Annotated in this window: 20 protein-coding genes; 10 read left to right on the top strand and 10 right to left on the bottom strand. The window is 33.0% G+C overall.

Annotated elements, in window-relative coordinates; translation table 11 throughout:
• Nucleotides 1–91 precede the first annotated feature (91 nt).
• A complete protein-coding gene (locus DMB65_RS06360; RefSeq protein WP_110305820.1) occupies nucleotides 92–577 on the top strand; it encodes a hypothetical protein in 486 nt (161 codons plus the stop codon).
• A gap of 99 nt (nucleotides 578–676) precedes the next feature.
• Here the strand turns inward: DMB65_RS06360 and DMB65_RS06355 are convergent, their stop codons facing one another.
• Together DMB65_RS06355 and DMB65_RS06350 are read right to left on the bottom strand one after the other, a co-directional pair.
• A complete protein-coding gene (locus DMB65_RS06355; protein ID WP_110305819.1) occupies nucleotides 677–1807 on the bottom strand; it encodes a glycosyltransferase family 2 protein in 1131 nt (376 codons plus the stop codon).
• Nucleotides 1804–2748 (bottom strand): lysylphosphatidylglycerol synthase domain-containing protein, encoded by a 945-nt coding sequence (locus tag DMB65_RS06350; RefSeq protein WP_110305818.1) that lies wholly within the window; start codon nucleotides 2746–2748, stop codon nucleotides 1804–1806. Before DMB65_RS06350 ends, DMB65_RS06355 begins: the two co-directional genes overlap by 4 nt.
• Before the next feature lie 142 nt (nucleotides 2749–2890).
• Here DMB65_RS06350 and ruvC point away from each other — a divergent pair, with 142 nt between their 5' ends.
• Both ruvC and DMB65_RS06340 read left to right on the top strand, forming a co-directional pair.
• Nucleotides 2891–3445: a crossover junction endodeoxyribonuclease RuvC gene (gene ruvC / locus DMB65_RS06345; protein WP_110305817.1), complete on the top strand. Its 555-nt coding sequence runs from the start codon at nucleotides 2891–2893 to the stop codon at nucleotides 3443–3445.
• A 35-nt stretch (nucleotides 3446–3480) separates the two neighbouring features.
• Nucleotides 3481–4332 (top strand): DUF6252 family protein, encoded by an 852-nt coding sequence (locus tag DMB65_RS06340; RefSeq protein ID WP_110305816.1) that lies wholly within the window; start codon nucleotides 3481–3483, stop codon nucleotides 4330–4332.
• A 216-nt stretch (nucleotides 4333–4548) separates the two neighbouring features.
• Here DMB65_RS06340 and DMB65_RS06335 read toward each other — a convergent pair whose 3' ends face one another.
• Complete coding sequence (locus DMB65_RS06335; protein ID WP_110305815.1) at nucleotides 4549–5097, bottom strand: hypothetical protein; 549 nt, start codon at nucleotides 5095–5097, stop codon at nucleotides 4549–4551.
• Between the two features lie 85 nt (nucleotides 5098–5182).
• Here DMB65_RS06335 and hemW point away from each other — a divergent pair, with 85 nt between their 5' ends.
• The 6 genes from hemW (at nucleotide 5183) to DMB65_RS06305 (ending at nucleotide 9061) form a co-directional block, all read left to right on the top strand.
• Nucleotides 5183–6316, top strand: coding sequence for a radical SAM family heme chaperone HemW (gene hemW / locus DMB65_RS06330; protein ID WP_110305814.1), 1134 nt, complete (start codon nucleotides 5183–5185; stop codon nucleotides 6314–6316).
• Nucleotides 6317–6364: 48 nt separating this feature from the next.
• A complete protein-coding gene (locus tag DMB65_RS06325; protein WP_110305813.1) occupies nucleotides 6365–7162 on the top strand; it encodes a cyclase family protein in 798 nt (265 codons plus the stop codon).
• Nucleotides 7159–7560: a GNAT family N-acetyltransferase gene (locus tag DMB65_RS06320; protein WP_110305812.1), complete on the top strand. Its 402-nt coding sequence runs from the start codon at nucleotides 7159–7161 to the stop codon at nucleotides 7558–7560. Before DMB65_RS06325 ends, DMB65_RS06320 begins: the two co-directional genes overlap by 4 nt.
• Nucleotides 7557–7907, top strand: coding sequence for a DUF4260 domain-containing protein (locus DMB65_RS06315; protein WP_110305811.1), 351 nt, complete (start codon nucleotides 7557–7559; stop codon nucleotides 7905–7907). Before DMB65_RS06320 ends, DMB65_RS06315 begins: the two co-directional genes overlap by 4 nt.
• Entirely contained in the window at nucleotides 7908–8279 is a 372-nt protein-coding gene (locus tag DMB65_RS06310) for an MmcQ/YjbR family DNA-binding protein (RefSeq protein ID WP_110305810.1), read from the top strand.
• Between the two features lie 68 nt (nucleotides 8280–8347).
• Nucleotides 8348–9061, top strand: coding sequence for a PH domain-containing protein (locus DMB65_RS06305; RefSeq protein ID WP_110305809.1), 714 nt, complete (start codon nucleotides 8348–8350; stop codon nucleotides 9059–9061).
• Nucleotides 9062–9118: 57 nt separating this feature from the next.
• Here DMB65_RS06305 and rodA read toward each other — a convergent pair whose 3' ends face one another.
• The 6 genes from rodA to purH all read right to left on the bottom strand — a co-directional run bounded on the left by rodA (nucleotide 9119) and on the right by purH (nucleotide 16395).
• Entirely contained in the window at nucleotides 9119–10354 is a 1236-nt protein-coding gene (gene rodA, locus DMB65_RS06300; protein WP_110305808.1) for a rod shape-determining protein RodA, read from the bottom strand.
• 17 nt (nucleotides 10355–10371) lie between these two features.
• The gene (gene mrdA, locus DMB65_RS06295) at nucleotides 10372–12351 is read right to left on the bottom strand and encodes a penicillin-binding protein 2 (RefSeq protein ID WP_110305807.1); all 1980 of its coding nucleotides are present in this window, start codon (nucleotides 12349–12351) and stop codon (nucleotides 10372–10374) included.
• Nucleotides 12348–12854 (bottom strand): rod shape-determining protein MreD, encoded by a 507-nt coding sequence (locus DMB65_RS06290; protein ID WP_110305806.1) that lies wholly within the window; start codon nucleotides 12852–12854, stop codon nucleotides 12348–12350. The genes mrdA and DMB65_RS06290 overlap by 4 nt, the downstream gene beginning before the upstream one ends.
• Nucleotides 12847–13677: a rod shape-determining protein MreC gene (mreC, locus tag DMB65_RS06285; RefSeq protein WP_110305805.1), complete on the bottom strand. Its 831-nt coding sequence runs from the start codon at nucleotides 13675–13677 to the stop codon at nucleotides 12847–12849. The genes DMB65_RS06290 and mreC overlap by 8 nt, the downstream gene beginning before the upstream one ends.
• A gap of 106 nt (nucleotides 13678–13783) precedes the next feature.
• A complete protein-coding gene (locus tag DMB65_RS06280) occupies nucleotides 13784–14812 on the bottom strand; it encodes a rod shape-determining protein (RefSeq protein ID WP_110305804.1) in 1029 nt (342 codons plus the stop codon).
• A 56-nt stretch (nucleotides 14813–14868) separates the two neighbouring features.
• Nucleotides 14869–16395 carry a bifunctional phosphoribosylaminoimidazolecarboxamide formyltransferase/IMP cyclohydrolase gene (purH, locus tag DMB65_RS06275; RefSeq protein ID WP_110305803.1) on the bottom strand — a complete coding sequence of 509 codons (1527 nt, stop codon included), beginning with the start codon at nucleotides 16393–16395 and terminating at the stop codon, nucleotides 14869–14871.
• 165 nt (nucleotides 16396–16560) lie between these two features.
• Between purH and DMB65_RS06270 the strand changes: the two genes are divergently transcribed.
• The gene (locus DMB65_RS06270) at nucleotides 16561–17808 is read left to right on the top strand and encodes an ABC transporter permease (RefSeq protein WP_110305802.1); all 1248 of its coding nucleotides are present in this window, start codon (nucleotides 16561–16563) and stop codon (nucleotides 17806–17808) included.
• 21 nt (nucleotides 17809–17829) lie between these two features.
• Here the strand turns inward: DMB65_RS06270 and DMB65_RS06265 are convergent, their stop codons facing one another.
• Complete coding sequence (locus DMB65_RS06265; RefSeq protein ID WP_110305801.1) at nucleotides 17830–18441, bottom strand: hypothetical protein; 612 nt, start codon at nucleotides 18439–18441, stop codon at nucleotides 17830–17832.
• Nucleotides 18442–18468: the final 27 nt, after the last annotated feature.

Raw genomic sequence — 18468 nt, 5'->3', positions numbered from 1 at the left:
GTGGCAAAAACTAAAAATTGACTTTTATTACAAAGCTTTCCAAAAAAAATAATTGTATTTTTACATTATTAGTACAATCAAAATCAAAATCTTGAAGCAGTTTATTTGTTTTTTAATTTTTTTAGTTCTCGGCTCTTGTCAATATTTTGAGAAGCAGGTACCGTCTGAAAAAGAATTACTTCAAAAAGAATTAAAATCAATAAACTGGAAAGAAGTTGATGAATACCCATCAGTAGCAGACTGCGAGAAAATCAACGATAAAAAACAACGTCAGCAATGTTTTTTTGAAATCATGTCTCAGCTTATTCAGGAAAAATTAAACACAGATACACTCTCAGTTTTGTACCCTGAATTAGATACCATAGAAGTAAAAGTGACTGTTTTTCCTAATGCCACACTGAAATTTGAACCACAATTTCCCAAAGATTCAGCAACCTATGACACGATAAGCATGGATAGCATTATTCGCGCCCGATTGATTGATTTTCCAAAAGTAAATCCGGCCATTAAACGCGGAATTCCGGTAAAATCACAATTTATTTTGCCAGTGGTTTTTAAGGAAAAAGATAATAAATAAGAAGCTATTCCTGCTGTCCTCTGTATCTTTTGTTTTTTTCTTTAAAAAACAAAAGGATGTCGCTTTCATCAGGGCTAGGGCATTGGGATAACAATTAAATTATACTTTAAAACGACGGTCTTTCCATTCATAAGTACCAAACAAACTGTACAAAGCAACACCCGAACTGAAGAATGGATACAATAAGCTGGATAATAACACACTTTTTAGTTTCTTTTTAGTTAAAAAAAGGTTTGTGGCATAAAGCAAAACAAAATCAGTCAGAAACTTAAAAAAAACAAATAATACAAAAAGAGGATAGGGCCAAAGGCCAGACACAACAAAGAAAAATCCGATAACAAAACTTAAATTCACAAAGAAAACAATCAACCCCAAAAACGTTCCGAAAATGCTTTGGTAAGAACTCGTTTTTGCAGCCCAGCGCACTCTTTGATAAAATAACGATTTCCAGTTTTCTGTTGGTTTTGTAATCACTATCGCTTCTTCAGCTTTTAAATAATGAACTCCTTCAGGAAATTTTCCAATCGCTTTTTGCAGTAAAAAAACATCGTCGCCGCTTGCAATTTTGTCATTGCCGTCAAATCCATTTAGTTTTTCAAACAATGATTTTTTATAAGCAAAATTAGCACCATTGCACATAAAACCTTTATTAAGCCCAAAACTGCCAATCGTTGCACCTTGCAAACTGGTTAAATCCAATTGTTGAAAATGATGTAAAAAAGAATTTTTACATTTATAAGAAACCGCTCCGGCCAGCATAGAAATGTTGTGTTCCTGAATATAATTATCAAAAGTTAAAAGCCAGTTTTCAGGAACAATGCAATCTGCATCAGTTGTAATAACCCATTCGGTTTTTACATGCTGCATTGCCGTTGTGATGGCATCTTTTTTGGGTGAATTTGAAACCCGAATGTTGTCAACTACAGAAATTTTGAATTTAGCCCCGGGAGACAGTGAACTGACAGAGCAATTTGGAACTTGGAATTTTTCTTCAGAATTATCATCCACTAAAATAACTTCAAATAAATTATTCGGATAATTTAAATTACAAAAATGCTCCAAAAGATGGGGTAAATTTTCTCCTTCATTTCGAAACGGAACTATAATCGTAAAATTTGTTGTGGGGTCTAAATCCGGCTTTTTATATTTCTTGATTTTGAAAAAGCCATAATAAAGCAAACCGATTGCGATGACGTAAATTGTTAATATGAGAAACAAACTCAGAATCATGCCTTGGTTTTGGTATTAAAATTCAATACATAATAACTTCCTATTACAACCGGTAAAACCACATTTAGAAACCACATCAGCGTACTAATGAAAACTACAATCCATTCGTTTACACCTGGAATTCCGAAGAAATAAATGGCTACACTGCCTTTTACGGCAAAATCTAAAAACTGAAAAGTGGGCAGCGATGAGGCTAAAAAATAGACAGAAGTAATAGCAGCCATTAAAGTCAAATAAGGCAAGTCGACATCAAAAGCCAGAAACAAAAAATAATATTGGTGAGAGAAAACCAGATAACGGCAAATTCCTAAAATGATGTTTTTATAATGAACTGGTTTTTTAATCTCGTTGATTTTATGAATCAGTTTTTCAATTGAATATCCTCTAATACTTATTGTTTTAATTGAAAATAGTACCGTCAGAATCAATAGAAATCCGCCAAATAAAATCAATACTGTTTTAGAAGTAATAACATGATAGAGTGCATTGAAATACAACAATCCGAAAACCCCAAAAATAATTGTCAGAATCATCTGGATTCCGTTGCAGATTAAGTTCAGGAAAACTACCTTTTTGGCTTCATATTTTGGATAATACAATGCTTTTCCGGCATACTCACCAACTCCGTTTGGCGTAAAAATACCAGCCGTTAATGCTGCTAAAACCTGTTTTGTGGCTTCAGCCAGAGATATTGGATGAATTACCTGAGCTAAATTCTGCCATTTTAAAATCTCAAAAAAGCGATTCAAAACGCTCAACAGCAAAATAAACCCAATTCCCAAAACCGACTGATTTTTTCGGAACAGAATAATGAATTTGTGCCAGTCCAGTTTGTCATTGTTTGCCAGCTGATTGTAAATAAAATAAAATGCGCCGCCAACAACCAAAAGTTTGACAAGAAGAACAAGGAATTGCTTAGCTTTGTGAGGAATTGAAATCATGCCGCAAAAGTAACACAAACTATTGTAATAATCCTATTTCACAAAGATTCACAATGAAGCCGCTAAACTGAACAAGGATTTAAAAAATACCTTTGCGAATCACTGTGAAGTCTTAGTGTAACGTAGTGTAATAACTTAAAAATTGACAAAAGAACGCATCATATTAGGCATTGACCCAGGAACCACAATCATGGGGTTCGGATTGATTAAAGTCACCAATAAAAAAATGGAATTTCTGCAATTGAACGAACTGCACCTTTCCAAATACGATAATCATTACCAAAAACTAAAAATTATTTTTGAACGAACCATCGAATTAATTGAAACACATCATCCGGACGAAATTGCGATTGAAGCTCCTTTTTTTGGTAAAAATGTACAATCGATGCTAAAGTTAGGTCGTGCGCAAGGTGTTGCAATGGCAGCGGGACTTTCGAGAGATATTCCAATTACCGAATACGAACCTAAAAAAATAAAAATGTCCATTACAGGAAACGGAAATGCCAGTAAAGAACAAGTTGCCAAAATGCTTCAGCAGCTTTTAGGTTTAAAAGAACTGCCTAAAAATCTTGATTCAACCGATGGTTTGGCGGCGGCCGTTTGCCATTTTTTTAATTCAGGAAAAATCGTGGCAGGAAAAACGTATACAGGCTGGGATGCTTTTGTAAAACAAAATGAGGATAAAATAAGAAAATAGTTATATTTGTTAAAAAATAAACTAACTTTATAATAATGACAAAAATTAAATTTATTGCGATCATTCTCTTTACAGCACTTATTTCTTCATGTTCTTCCGATGATAGTGGTGAAAACCAATCAGGAGATGCTTATTTTAAATTTACTTACGATGGTAAAGTACAAAATGTAAAAACATGGGAGGCTTTAAAGCAAGGCGATTTTATAGAAGTAATGGGAACATCTCAAGAAGGAATTGTAATTGATTTTAAATTCAATGTTTACGGGAATCTGTATCAGGCTCTTACAAATCCAACAATAGCAACAAGCGAAATTCCTTGGTTAGAGGCTTCAGAAAATTTTACTTCTAACACTTTTACTTTTACTTTAGAAAACATAAATACTACAGACAAAACAGTTCAGGTAAAATTTTCGGGAAAAGTGTATGATGACGGATACGATTACGAATCAGATTTTATTAATGTAAGTGGTTCATTTAAAGTTTCGTATGAAGAAATAACACCAGCAGTTGAAGGGCTAGGAACTTTTGCTAAATTAGACGGAAAAGACTGGCATGGTTTAGCACTGGATAGTACAATTGAAAATCAGGAAACAAAAATACTTTATGCACAAAATGATGGAGAATATACAATTGGTATCGCTTTTCCTAAGTATGGAGCAAAAGTAGGAACTTTCGCGTTTACGAACAATAATTTTGCGAATAGAATTTCTTTTCAAAAATATGATCCTGCAACACATGAATATATAGATTACGATGTTTCAGGAACTGTAACTTATACCACTATAAATGACCTTTATGTAGCCGGAACATTTAGTCTTACAGCAACACATCCCTTAACGAAAGCGAAAATTGTAATTTCAAATGGGACATTTAAAGAAGGGAATTAGAGAAAAAAACATAATTTAGTATTGATTATTATTGAAAGGGCAAGTTTTATCTTGCTCTTTTATTATTATGTCAGGAATCTACATTCATATCCCTTTTTTTAAACAGGCTTCTATTATTGCGGCTGTGATGCTTTTGTGAAACAAAATGAAGATAAAATAAGAAAATAGCCAGATTAATATTAATCAATCTGGCTACTGGATAAAATTTTACAAATATTATTTTACATCTTCATATTGATAATTAAATGTACCATCTGTAATAGTATAATTAGTATCTGTTTGATCCGTGTAAGTTGAAGAAGTTGTGAAATTAAATTTTCCTTTTACAACTTTTGTTTGTGCATTAACTTCAGTTATAGTAATTGAACCTTCTTTTGTATACTCGAATACATCATTTTCGTTATCAGTTAAGTCTATTGCATGAGTAGTTGGATTATATTCATCTGTAGTAAATTTGTAAGTCCCAACTTTAATATCTGTTCTTTTTAACCAAATATTGATTTCTGGGTTACCCAAAATACCTCCCTGTCTTCCTTGAAGCATCACAAAGTCTGCTTTAGGATAATACGACCAGATATTTGTTGAAGAATACAAGTTTGTCCCATAAGGATTATTTGCTTTAAATGACTTTCCGTTAATTGTAGCTGTCATAGCAAATTCAGGTTTTGTATCAGGATTTGTTTCATTATTTTCGGAACTGTCATCTGATGAACAAGAAAATAATAAAAATGGCAAAATAAGAAGCAACTGAGTAATTTTTTTCATGATATAATTTATAGATTTGGACAAAACTAAATAAATATTTTATCCTTTATTAAGAATATTCAGTTTATTTAATGAATAATTTTTTATGCCCGGAATTTACATCCATATCCCTTTTTGCAAGCAGGCTTGCCATTATTGTGACTTTCATTTTTCGACTTCGATGAAAAAGAAAGACGAGATGGTTTTAGCTTTAACCAAAGAAATTGCCATGCGTAAAAGTGAATTTGAAAATGAGATTGTTGAGACCATCTATTTTGGTGGTGGTACTCCTTCAGTATTGACAACAACAGAAATAAACTTTTTAATTTCCGAAGTCTATAAAAATTACAAAGTTTCAGATAATCCGGAAATCACTCTTGAGGCAAATCCTGACGATTTATCTTCAGAACGAATTTTAGGATTATCCAAAAGTCCTGTAAATCGTCTCAGTATTGGAATTCAGTCCTTTTATGAAGACGATTTGAAAATGATGAACCGGGCGCATAATTCGGCGGAAGCCAAAAAATGTTTACAGGAAGCCACTAAATATTTTGATAATATCTCACTCGATTTAATTTATGGCATTCCGGGAATGAGCAATGAAATGTGGAAACACAATATTCAGACTGCTTTGGATTTTGGCATTCCGCATATTTCCAGTTACGCTTTGACTGTTGAACCAAAAACAGCTTTAAAAAAACTGATTGATACCGGAAAAATTGCTGAACCACAAGACGAAGCGGCTTCGAATCATTTTATGATTTTGGTCGAAACACTTCAAAAGAATGGTTTTATTCATTACGAGTTATCTAATTTTGGAAAAGAGAATTATTTCTCCAAAAATAATTCGGCATATTGGTTAGGCAAAAAATATATTGGTATTGGTCCTTCAGCACATAGTTACGATGGCGAAAAAAGAGGATGGAATGTAGCTAATAATTCACTTTATCTGAAATCTATTCAGAATAATACTCTACCAATAGAAACTGAAATATTATCAAAATCAGATCGTTATAACGAATATATTATGACGGGTTTACGAACTATTTGGGGTATTTCTTTAGAAAGAATCGAAAATGAGTTTGGTTCTGAATATTTAATTTATCTGAATAAACAAGCACAGAAATTCTTAAATGACGAATTAGTTTATATTTCAGATCATATTTTAAGACCTACGGCTAAAGGAAAATTTTTGACTGATGGAATAGCAAGTGATTTGTTTTATCTAAATTTGGAATAGATTTTTACCACAAAGTATATTCAAGGAAGAAAATTAAAACCAGAATTTGTGAAAGCTACGATTCAACATAAAAATCAAATATTCGAAATTGACTTGTCAAAACCTATTGATATTTCGATTCCGTTAACGAATACTGATGAAAATCCGATTGCCTGGTATATTGAAAAACCGATTATTGAACCTGTAGTTTTTGGAGATTGGATCGGGAAAGTTTCAGAAGGTAAATCATCAACGAATTTCAATTCTATTTTCTTCAATCCGCACGGACACGGAACGCATACCGAATGTTTAGGGCACATTACAAATGATTTTTACAGTATTAATCAATCTTTAAAAAAGTTTTTCTTTTTGGCCAGATTGATTACTGTTGCCCCTGAAACGATCGGAGAAGACTTGGTTATTACTAAAGATCAAATTCAAAAAGCAATGAACATTTCGACTTCGTTCAATGTGACAACTCCGGCTGGTACTACAGTTGAAGCTTTAATTATTAGAACGCTTCCAAATCAAAAAGAAAAGAAATCAAGAAAATATTCGAATACAAATCCACCTTATTTGTCTGATGATGCTGCTATTTTCATCCGTGAAAGCGAAATAGAGCATTTATTAATCGATTTGCCAAGTGTTGACAAAGAACATGACGAAGGAAAATTATTGGCGCATAAGGCATTCTGGAATGTAAAAGACACGCTTCATTTAAATGCTGATGCACGACTAAATGCAACAATTACTGAGATGATTTTTGTTTCTGAAGAAATTGAAGACGGAGATTATTTACTGAACCTGCAAATCGTTTCGTTTGAGAATGATGCAAGTCCTTCAAAACCTGTTTTATATAAAATATGATTACTGTCTCGACTGATAAAAGAAAACTTGATGTCCCATTTATTCAAGACTTTTTAAAAGATATTTATTGGGCTGCGGGACGCACAATAGAAGAAGTGCAGAGAACAATTGATGCTTCAGTTTGCTTTGGAATTTATCTTAATGACAAGCAAATTGGCTTTGCCCGTGTGATAACGGACTATGTAGTTTTTGGTTATGTTATGGATGTTTTTATTACCGAAGAACATCGGGGGAAAGGTTATTCGTCTATTTTAATTGAAAATATGATGAATGAACCACAGTTAAAAGAAATTAAAATCTGGAGATTGGCAACGACTGATGCTCATTTTTTATACAAGAAATTTGGATTTACGGCATTAAATCATCCTGAAAAAATGATGGAAAAAGTAGTGAAATGAAAACAGTTATCAAATTAGAAGAATTAGGTTTGTTTATTTTCGGGATTTATTTATTCAGTCTTCTGAATTATCAATGGTGGTGGTTTCTGACCTTGATTTTAGCTCCGGATTTAGCAATGTTTGGTTATGTAATTAATCCTAAAGCAGGGGCGTTTTCATATAATTTATTTCATCATAGGGGAGTTGCCGTTTTGGTTTATATTTTAGGTTGTCATTTAGGGATTGAAACATTCGAGCTAGTGGGAATCATTTTGTTTTCACACGCTTCAATGGATCGGGTTTTTGGTTATGGATTAAAATATGAAAAAGGTTTTAAATACACCCATTTGGGTGAAATAGGAAAATAAATGAATCTGGAAACATACTACGAATACTGTCTTTCGAAAAAAGGTGTCAGCGAACATTTTCCTTTTGATGAATATACTCTGGTATTTAAAGTAGGCGGTAAAATGTTTGCTTTATCATCTTTATTGCAATGGGAAAAGAACGAAGCATCGGTCAATTTAAAATGCGATCCGGAGCGTGCTCAGGAATTAAGGGCAGAATATGATGAAATAAAACCAGGATTTCATATGAGCAAAGTGCATTGGAATACTGTTTCGTTAAACGGAAGTTTATCCACATCTTTTATTAAAGAACTCATCGATCATTCGTATGAATTGGTTTTCAAAAGTTTGACGAAGAAAATTCAGAATGAAATTATTGAATTAGAAAATTAGGCATTACATTTGTAAGGAATGTCAAAAATAGAACATCAATTAATTTGCAACTTAGTAGTTTATAGAATATGAAAGAACAATTTAAAAAGTTTCTGAACGAAGAACAAGATCCGAAAGCAATTGAAAAAATCACTTCAAAACTCAATGATTTATTGATGAAGGGGGAAGAAGTAGGGTATATAGCGGTTCAAAAAAAGCCAGCAATTACTGTTTTTCCGGACAGTATCGTTTTAACGAATAAACGCATTATTATTTGTGAACCTAAAAATTTAGGTCTCTCCATGGATTTTACAGACTATACCTGGGATAATGTGGCAGGTGCGTTTGTAAAAGAAAATATTTTAGGTTCAGAATTTTCATTTAATACCAATACCGATTTATCAATTTCAATTGATTATATTCCGAAGATTCAGGCCAGAAAAATATATACTTACGCAAAAGAACAATTGGATTTACTTAAAAACCCGGTTATTATATCGGCTCCAGTTTCAGAATCTACTATCCAGCGGGAAGAATCTGGGGACGAAGAAACAGTTGAAGAAGTAGAAACAGAAGAGGTAACTAATTTTGCTGAAATTATTCCGGCAACAACTCCATCTTATACTGAAACTTTTGAACCCATCCAACAAACTCAGCCCTCAGCCGGAGAACGCAAATTAAGCGAATTATCTAAAGAAGAACTTTTTGATAAATTACAGAATTATAAAAAATTGCTGGATAACGGATTGATTCTTCAGGGAGAATACGATGCTTACAAAAAAGAAATATTAAGTTATATGTAATAAAAAATCCGAAGTTTAAAGCTTCGGATTTTTTTATTTTGAAGTTGTTGTCAATTATTACCATTCATTGACTTTATTGGCATCCATTTTTAAGAATATAAAAAGCAAAATCGTAAATCCCCACAGTCCGGAGCCTCCGTATGAAAAGAAAGGCAATGGAACTCCAATGGTTGGGAAAATGCCGATTACCATGGCTATATTTACAAAAAAGTGAATAAATAAAATTCCGGCAACACAATACCCGTAAACCCTGCTGAATTTTGTTTTTTGTCTTTCGGCTAAATAAATGATTCTTAAAAGTAAACCGGCAAATAAAGCGATAACAATAAAGGAGCCTGCAAATCCCCATTCTTCTCCTACAGTCGTAAATATATAATCAGTGTGTTGCTCCGGCACAAAACCACCTTTTGTCTGTGTTCCTTCTAAAAAGCCTTTTCCGAGCCATCCTCCGGATCCTATAGCAATCTCAGATTGATTGGTATTATACCCGATACCCTTCATATCTACCGATTTTCCTAATAATATATTGAAACGGTCTCTGTGATGTTGTTTAAATACATGCTCAAAAACATAATTTACAGAAAAGACAAAAGCTGAAATAATGGACAAAAGAATAGTGCTTAATAGAATGTTTCGATCAACAACCCTTCCTTTAAAATAGATGATAATCAGTACAGCCAATGCAAGTAAAATAACAACATAAGGTTCTAAAATGAGTGTTAATACAAATAAAAGTATAGTGATAAAACCTGTCCAGACATACCAGGATGGCAAGCCTTCCCGATATAAAACGATAATAAAAATACTGTAAATTAAGGCACTTCCGGGATCTGGTTGTGGTAAAATCAAAATTACAGGGAGTAATATTATTGCAAGTGCCTGAATTTGGCGGTTAATTTCCTTTAGATTAATTTGTGTGTCACTTAGATATTTTGCTAATGCTAACGCAGTGGCGGCTTTCGCAAATTCTGAAGGCTGAAGTGTAAAACTACCAATGGCATACCAGCATCTCTGTCCTGCAATTGTTTTTCCAAAAAGAAACAGTCCGGCCAATGATAATAAGGAAACTCCAAAGATGATGCTGGCATATTTTTCATAGAACTTTCCATCAACAAATAATACAACGAAAATTAAAGGTATTGTACAGCATATAAAAATAAACTGTTTTTCATAAGTTCCCTCTGTAGATGACAAAGAAGAGGAATATATATTTAACCAACCCAGAATAACGAGAACACAGTAGATAATAACACTTATCCAGTCAATATTATTTTTTACGCTTTGATTTTTCATTTAAAATGAATCTCTTATTAATTTGGTTTGATGGAATCTGCTTTTGTTTTTACAATTATTCTTTTGCTTTTTGCAATAGAATCTTTTCTTTTTAGTTCCAGTTTTGCAGCATTAGCAATAGAGTCTTTTATTTTTAGTTCTTTCTTAATAACTTCAGAAAGACCACCTAATTTTGCATATTCACTCTGAAGACTTTTGTTTAAAACCCTGACTTCTAAATCGGTTCTTGAAATTTTTCTTTTTAGATACTTTTCAATCATTAAACTGGCAATAGGTCCGGCTACTGTTGCTCCAAATCCTCCATTTTCAATCATAATGGCAATGGCTATTTTGGGGTTATCTTTAGGTGCAAAAGCCACAAAAATAGAGTGATCTTTAAGTTGTATTCTTTTACCGTCAATTTTAGCAAAATTTTCAGCTGTACCCGTTTTTCCGCAGATATCAATTCCTTCAACTTTTAGCCTGCTTGCTGTTCCCATATTGTAAACGTCAAATAAACCGCTTATAATAGGTGAAAAATATTTCTTATCAATGGTTGTTGTATGTTTTGTTGTAAATTTTGAATCGATTTTTTTGCCCTCAATTTTTTTTATGATATGAGGTGTATAATAATATCCCTGATTAGCAATTGTTGCCATCATATTTGCCAGCTGAATTGGTGTCATAACAACTTCTCCCTGACCAATAGCATTCGAAACAATAGCTGTACTCCTCCAGCCACCATTAGGGTACATTCTTTTGTAGGTTTTAGACGTTGGGATTTTTCCTCTTTTACCAGTTGGTAAATCATAACCCATAAACTGACCTAACCCAAAACTTTTAAGATGATTACTCCAAACATCTACGGCAGCAGCAGGTTTAGTGTATTTATTAATGGTCTTCATGTAAGCTGTTGCAAAATAGGAGTTACATGATTGATAGATACCTCTGTGTAATTGCAATTGACCTCCACTACAGTGGCATCTCATAAAACGACCTCTTGCATAACTAAATCCGTGATGACAAGTTACAGAAGTATTTTCATCTATAACGCCTTCTTGTAGCGCTACCAAACCTGTTAAGATTTTAAAAGGCGAACCTGGAGGATATTCAGCAAGCAGTCCTCTGTCGTACAATGGCTTTGCTATGGAATCATGATATAACAGCGTGTAGTTTTTAGAACGTTGTCTTCCTACTAAGATTCCAGGATCGTATGAGGGTGCGGTTACAAGTGCTAAAATTTCACCAGAACTAGGTTCAAGAGCAACTATACCACCTCTTTTGTTGATCATTAATTCTTCACCGTATTTTTGAAGTTCAGCATCAATAGTCAAATTAATATCTTCTCCTTGTACAGCAATGGTATCGTATTTTCCATTCTTATAGGAACCAATTTCTCGATTGTATTTATCTTTTTGGATGTATTTTACTCCTTTTATACCTCTCAGTATTTCTTCATAACTTTCTTCAACACCTTGTTTTCCAATTAAATCACCACTATTGTAATAAGGATTTTTGGCAATCTGTTTTTCGTTAACCTGTGTTATGAATCCAAAGATGTTTGCACCATAATCTACTTCGTAGTCACGCAGGGAACGTTTTTGAAAATAGAAGCCTTCATATTTTCGTATTTTTTCCTGAAAAGCGGCAAATTCGTTCTTGTTTAATTGTGATAAAAAAACAGATGGCAGTCTCGGGCTGTAAACTTTGGCCTTAGCTATTCTTTTTTCGTAATCTTCTTTTGTAATATTTAAAAGTTCACAGAATTCAGTAATATTAAGATTATCCTTAATATCCCTGGGGATTACCATAATATCATAAGATGACTGATTTGCGACAAGCAGTTTTCCGTATCTGTCGTAAATATATCCGCGTTCCGGGTAATCGTATTTTATTTTTATGGCATTATTTTCTGATTTTAATTTAAAAGAATCATCAATAACCTGCAAATAAAATATCCTGATTACTAGCAAAGATGCTGCAATAATAATTAAAGTGGGCAGCAGGACTTTTCTCATCGTTTATTTGGCTTAATAAGATATATGATTATTATAGAAAGGAGTATGGTGAAAATCGAACTAAATAAAGTTCGGAGTAAAATATCCCAAATGAATTTAAATTGAAAAGCTTCCAGAATAAACAAGACGATGTGATGTAATAAAACGGAAACGAAAATGAACGAAAAACGCTCAGGTGTTAGAGATTCATTTAGTTTTATAGTTTGATATTCGTAGCTTAATCCGAATGAAAACTTAAAAATATAAGGTCTGTAATAGGACAAAATAACACACGCTGCTGCATGAATACCTCCTGAATTACAAAACATATCCATTGTAAGACCCAGTAAAAAACTGGAAATTATTAAACCGGAACGATTGCTGTTTACAGGATATAAAATAATATATAAGATATACGGGAAAGGACTTATGTATCCTAAGAAATTCATATTATTAAAAATAACAATCTGAATTGCCAGCAACATAATGAATCGAAAAATATTGACTAACAATGCGCTATTCATCTTTTTCCTTGTTTTTGTTTTCTAAATTAATAAGTTCTTCTCTCCCCTTACTTTTGATAATATAAACATGTCCTAAATTGGTCATGTCATTAAATAACTTAACATTGATAGTATAGAAAGTAGTTTTTTTGTCTGTGTAAATATTTTGAATTGTTCCGATATTAATTCCTTCTGGAAAAATTACAGATTGTCCACCTGTAACGATAGTGTCTCCTTTTCTAACCGAAGCCAGTCTTGGTACATCAGTTAATTGTACAAACCCAGTACTTTTTCCATCCCATGTAAGTGAACCAAAATGATTTGATTTTTTTATTTTAGCATTAATTTGAGATTTCATATTCAAAATACTAATCACAGTAGAATAATTAGGAGAAGTGTTGTCTACAATACCAATAATGCCTAAACTATTTATTACACCCATATCTTGTTTAACACCTTCCTTGGTTCCGGAATTCAACGTGATATAGTTTTCGTGTGTACTGTATGAATTGTGAATTACTTTGGAAACAATAATATCAGCCGGTTTAACACCCTTAATGCTATCAATCATTGGTGCTTTTGTGGTATCTTCTATATTAAATAAAAGGCTTTTTAATCTTGCGTTTTCAAGTACCAGTTCGTCATTTTCAGTTCTCAAATTCAAATACTCATTTACGGTGTTTATTTTTTCATAAACGCCGCCGCTAATAAAGTTAGCAGAGCTGATCATTCTGCTTCTGTGAAAAGAGTGAGATTGGATTGTGAGTGCCAACGAAATGCCTAAAAGCAGCAAAAACAGCAATCGATTACTGTTTCTTATAATGAAATTAAAAATTTGCTGCATTTCTTGTTCGGTTATTTTGTTTCAGGATATGCTTTTGGGGTGAATTTTTATTAGAGCCAAATGATTCAATTTGACTCTAACAAAATATATTTATCATTACTTTATCTTATTTGATTAAGATACTTTTGAATTTTACTATGTTTTTAAGTGCCATTCCGGTTCCGCGGACAACTGCTCTTAATGGATCTTCGGCGATGTAAACCGGTAAATCTGTTTTTTGTGAAATACGTTTGTCGAGACCTCTTAACATCGATCCGCCTCCAGCTAAATAAATACCTGTATTGTAAATATCGGCAGCTAATTCAGGGGGAGTCTGAGATAAAGTTTCCATTACGGCATCTTCAATACGTTGAATCGACTTATCTAGTGCTTTGGCAATTTCACGGTAGGAAACATCTACTTGTTTTGGTTTACCGGTAAGTAAATCTCTACCCTGAACTGACATGTCTTCTGGAGGACCGTCTAAATCTTCGATGGCAGCTCCAATCTGGATTTTTATTTTTTCAGCAGTACTTTCTCCAACAAAAAGATTATGTTGTGTACGCATATAATAAATGATATCGTTTGTAAAAACATCACCCGCAATTTTTACAGATTTGTCACATACAATTCCGCCTAAAGCGATAACGGCAATTTCTGTTGTACCACTACCAATATCAACAATCATGTTTCCTTTTGGCTGCATAATATCGATGCCAATACCAATTGCAGCAGCCATTGGCTCATGAATCAAATAAACTTCTTTACCGTTTACCCGCTCACAAGATTCTTTTACGGCACGCATTTCTACCTCTGTAATTCCAGACGGAATACAAACGACCATTCTTAAAGCAGGAGTAAACATTCTTTTCTTTAATGCAGGAATGCTTTTAATGAACATATTGATCATTTTTTCCGAAGCATCAAAATCGGCAATTACACCATCCTTCAAAGGCCTTATGGTTTTGATGTTTTCATGCGTTTTACCTTGCATCATGTTGGCTTCTTTACCAACAGCAATGATTTTGCCGGAAACCCTATCGCGTGCCACGATAGATGGGCTATCAATAACAACTTTATCATTATGAATGATTAAAGTGTTTGCGGTACCAAGGTCTATCGCAATATCCTCGGTCATGAAATCAAAAAATCCCATAAGTTTGTTAGGGGTTTAAAATGTTATGAATAATTTATCGAACAAAGTTAAACAAATTAATGTTTAAAATGACGTGTTCCTGTAAATACCATCGCAAGATTATTCTCGTTGCAATAATTTATGCTTAATTCGTCTTTTATCGAACCTCCAGGCTGAATCACTGCTGTTATTCCTGCTTTTTTGGCTAATTCTACACAATCCGGAAAAGGGAAAAATGCATCGCTTGCCATAGAAGCCCCGGTTAAATCAAATCCAAAAGCTTTTGCCTTATCCACGGCCTGAATCAAAGCATCAACTCTTGAGGTTTGACCTGTCCCTGACGAAATTAATGTCCCGTTTTTTGCAAAAACAATCGTGTTCGATTTTGTGTTTTTACAAATTTTTGAAGCAAAGATTAAATCTTCTATTTCCTGAGCAGTAGGCTCTGTAAGTGTAACGGTTTTTAAATGCTCTTTAGTATCTGTAATATTATTTCTGTCCTGAATTAACAATCCGTTAAGACATGTTCTGACTTGTCTTGAAGGTAATTCAACATCATTTTGGATTAATATGATTCTGTTTTTCTTTTCTTGTAAAACTGCAATTGCTTCCTCATCATAACCCGGAGCAATAACTACTTCACAGAATAATTTGTTAATTTCCTGTGCTGTGGCTAAATCAATTTTAGTGTTTGCAATTAAAACACCACCAAAAGCAGATGTTGGATCACAGGCTAAGGCAGCTAAATAAGCTTCGCTAATTGTTTTTCTTGAAGCTAAACCACAAGCATTATTATGTTTTAAAATAGCAAATGTAGGTCCGTCAGCCTTAAACTCAGCAATTAAATTTACTGCTGCATCAACATCTAATAAATTATTGTATGACAATTCTTTTCCGTGAACTTTTTTGAACATAGCTTCAAAATTTCCAAAAAAGAAACCTTTTTGATGAGGGTTTTCACCATATCTCAAGATCTGACCATCTGCAATACTTTCTTTGTAGATGGTTTCATCAGTATTAAAATAATTAAAAATGGCACCATCATAGTGAGAAGAAACGTGGAACGCTTTTGTAGCAAATAACCTTCTGTTTTCAAGAGTCGTTGCCCCGTTTTGTTCTGTAATTAAATCCAAAAGTAAGCTGTATTCATTTACTGAAGCTACAATTACAGTATCTTTAAAGTTTTTTGCACCGGCACGGATTAATGAAATTCCGCCGATATCAATTTTTTCAATAATATCTTGTTCACTTGCACCTGAAGCAACTGTTTTTTCAAAAGGATACAAATCAACAATCACTAAATCAATCTGAGGAATGTCAAATTCTTTCATTTGCAGAGCGTCACTTTCATTGTCCTGACGGTTCAGAATTCCGCCAAAAATTTTCGGGTGTAAGGTTTTTACCCTTCCGCCAAGAATTTCAGGAAATGAAGTAATATCTTCAACGGGAACTACCGGAATTCCAAGGTTTTTAATAAAATCTTCTGTTCCTCCAGTTGAATAAAGTGTAACGTTTTGTTCGTGTAATTTTCTAACGATTGGTTCTAATCCATCTTTAGAAAAAACAGATATTAATGCTGATTGTATTGTTTTAGTTGTGCTCATTTTGTAGTTATAATTTTCAGACTGCAAAAGTAGTTTTTTTTGATAATATATTTAAAGGAATTCTTGTAACATTATATTAAAAAAAACTACTGATGAGTTAGTTACCTTTTATTAGGTTTTTGATTTAAAATTATTGAATTTTACTTTATCGAAAAAAACGAGAATATGCTACTTTATCTTAGGTTATTAAAAGAAAGTCTGAGCTTTGCCATTAACGCTTTACGAAATAATAAATTGCGAACTTTATTATCGTTGTTAGGTGTTACCATTGGTATTTTTTCGATCATTGCCGTCCTTGCTGCTGTTGATTCTCTGGATCGAAAAATTTCTAAAGATTTGAGCAGCTTAGATAAAAATACAATTTATTTAATGAAATTTAATTTTGGACCATCAGAAATTCCACAATGGAAAAGAGAACAGTTTCCAAATGTAAAATATGATGAATATGTTGCTCTTAAAAACTCCCTAAACAATACAGAACAGGTGGGTTATCAATTATTTGTAAATCGTGAAAGTTTAAAATACGATTCGAAAACTGTTGCTGATGTAAATATGATTCCGTCTTCTTTTGAAATGGTTGATATTGACGGATTGAGTTTTGACAAAGGAAGATTTTATAATGAATCCGAATCAAATTCCGGAACTCCTGTAATTGTTTTAGGTTATGATATTGCTAATGGACTTTTTGGTGAAAGTGATCCTGTAGGGAAAAATATTCGTTTGTACGGACAGCGTTTTACGGTTATTGGAGTCATGACCAAACAAGGAGCAGGATTTTTTGGAGATAGTAATGATACATCGGTTTATTTTCCGGCTAATTTCCTGCGTCGAATGTATGGAGATAATGATGCAATGACACCTGTAATTGTTTTAAAACCAGTAAAAGGTGTTGATATGGATGCCTACAAAGCCGAAGTCGCACAAAAATTAAGAGCAATTCGCGGAATGAAAGCTGGGGAGATGGATAATTTTTTTATCAACGTACTTTCCGGATTTACCGATTTTATTGATGGGATTTTAGGTCAGATGAATGTTGTAGGCTGGATTATCAGTGGGTTTTCTCTTTTAGTGGGAGGTTTTGGAATCGCTAATATTATGTTCGTTTCTGTAAAAGAAAGAACCAATTTAATTGGAATTCAGAAATCGTTGGGAGCAAAAAACAGATTTATTTTATTTCAGTTTTTATTTGAAGCCATCATTCTTTCTGTAATTGGAGGAATAATTGGATTGCTGATGGTTTGGGGAATTGCACTTATTTTAACAAAAGCACTGGATTTTGAATTTGTTCTAAGTTTTGGAAATATTGTTTTAGGAACAACTTTAGCAGCCCTTATCGGACTAATTTCAGGAATATTGCCTGCGATTTCAGCAGCGAATCTTGATCCGGTTGAAGCTATTCGAACAGGGATGTAGGTTTTTGATGTTCTAAGTTTTTTATTTATGATTTAAAATTGGTTTTACGAAAGGAAAAGTAATCCTTTCGTTATTCCATTTGATATTTTTTGAATTATAATATAAATTGTTTTTCTTGTGCTTTAAAACGGTATCTTCTTCTTGCGTTGTTCTTCGGATAAAGTAACTATCGCCTTCCTTTTCAAATAATTGAATTGCATCAACTAAGTCAAAATAAGTTTTAGAATTTAAAGTGTCTAATTTTGATGCAATAAATGTGATGTTTCTAAAATTGTCTTTATAATTTAATTTTATAAAATCGTATAATGTCTTAGTGGGGATTTCAATCAAATCTTTCGGTTGTAGATCTATAAAATATGGGATTGTATCGTTTTTTCCCCAATTTCTACAAATATGACCAATTTCATTTCTTTGAAAATAATAAACTCTCGAGTTCTTATCAATAATAAAAGTGTTTGTTCCGTAAAACAGCCATCCGGGAATAGGTGGATGAGGAGGAATTGTGTCTTTGCCACTAATTCTTTTTTTGTTATTTTGAGAAATTATGTACGGTATGTTTTTTTTCGGGCTTTCTTTTTTTGTACAATTCAAGAGAAGCAAACAAATTATAAAAACAATAAATAGTCTGTTCATACGCTAAGATTTAAAATAAAGATATAA

The organism is Flavobacterium cheongpyeongense, from assembly GCF_003202435.1.
GTDB lineage: Bacteria > Bacteroidota > Bacteroidia > Flavobacteriales > Flavobacteriaceae > Flavobacterium > Flavobacterium cheongpyeongense.
Note: the sequence above shows the minus strand (reverse complement) of the source record. Positions and strands in the feature narration are given on the sequence as shown.